The 1,274-nt window shown below is 71.2% G+C and carries 1 protein-coding gene; it reads left to right on the top strand.

Annotated elements, in window-relative coordinates; genetic code table 11:
- The coding region (locus HTZ77_RS44880; RefSeq protein WP_175595913.1) for an L-serine ammonia-lyase at positions 1-1,274 on the top strand (1,274 nt) is incomplete at both ends.

Raw genomic sequence — 1,274 nt, 5'->3', positions numbered from 1 at the left:
GCGTCTTCGACCTGTTCAAGGTCGGCATCGGCCCGTCGAGCTCGCACACCGGCGGCCCGATGGCCGCCGCGCACAAGTTCGCGCGCGGCCTCGACCAGGACGGCCTGCTCGACCAGGTCGCCCGCGTCGAGGCCATCCTCTACGGCTCGCTCGGCCTGACCGGCAAAGGCCACGGCAGCGACAAGGCCGTCCTGCTCGGCCTGTCCGGCGACAAACCCGAACACGTCGACGTCGACACCGTCGAGGCCCGCCTGACCGCCATGCGCGCCTCCGGCACCGTCACCCTCTACGGCAAACGCGAGATCCCGTTCGTCGTCGGCGACGACCTCGTCTTCGAACGCAAGATCTCCCTGCCCGGCCACCCCAACGGCATGCGCTTCACCGCCCGCGACGCCGACGGCCACACCCTGCGCGAGAAGATCTACTACTCCGTCGGCGGCGGCTTCGTCGTCGACGAGAACGCCACCGGCGCCGACCGGATCAAACCCGACGACACCGTCCTGCCCTACCCGTTCACCACCGGCGAGGACCTGCTCAAGCACTGCTCGGCCACCGGCCTGTCGATCTCGGCCCTGATGCTGGAGAACGAGAAGGCCTTCGGCCGCACCGAGACCGAGATCCGCGAGCAGATCCTGCACCTGTGGCGGGTGATGAGCGAGTGCGTGCGCCGCGGCATCGCCCAGGAAGGCGTGCTGCCCGGCGGGCTGAAGGTCCGGCGGCGGGCCAACCAGCTGCACCGCCGGCTGCAGAGCGAGGCCGGCGACGACCCGCTGCGCGCGATGGACTGGGTGTCGCTGTTCGCCCTGGCCGTCAACGAGGAGAACGCCGCGGGCGGCCGGGTGGTCACCGCCCCGACCAACGGCGCCGCGGGGATCATCCCGGCCGTGCTGACCTACTACAGCCGGTTCGTGCCGGGCGCCGACGACGAGGGCGTGATCCGGTTCCTGCTGACCGCCGCGGCGATCGGGGTGCTGTTCAAGGAGAACGCCTCCATCTCCGGCGCCGAGGTGGGCTGTCAGGGCGAGGTCGGCTCGGCCTGCTCGATGGCGGCGGCCGGGTTGACCGAGGTGCTGGGCGGCACTCCGGAGCAGGTGGAGAACGCCGCCGAGATCGGCATCGAGCACAACCTGGGGCTGACCTGCGACCCGATCGGCGGGCTGGTGCAGATCCCGTGCATCGAGCGCAACGCGGTGGCCTCGATCAAGGCGATCACCGCGGCGCGGATCGCGCTGCGCGGCGACGGGCGCCACTTCGTCGCCCTGGACAAGGCCATC

Source organism: Nonomuraea montanisoli, assembly GCF_013363975.1.
Classification (GTDB): Bacteria; Actinomycetota; Actinomycetes; order Streptosporangiales; family Streptosporangiaceae; genus Nonomuraea; species Nonomuraea montanisoli.
The sequence above is the reverse complement of the archived record's forward strand: the minus strand, read 5'-3'. Positions and strand labels throughout refer to the sequence as shown.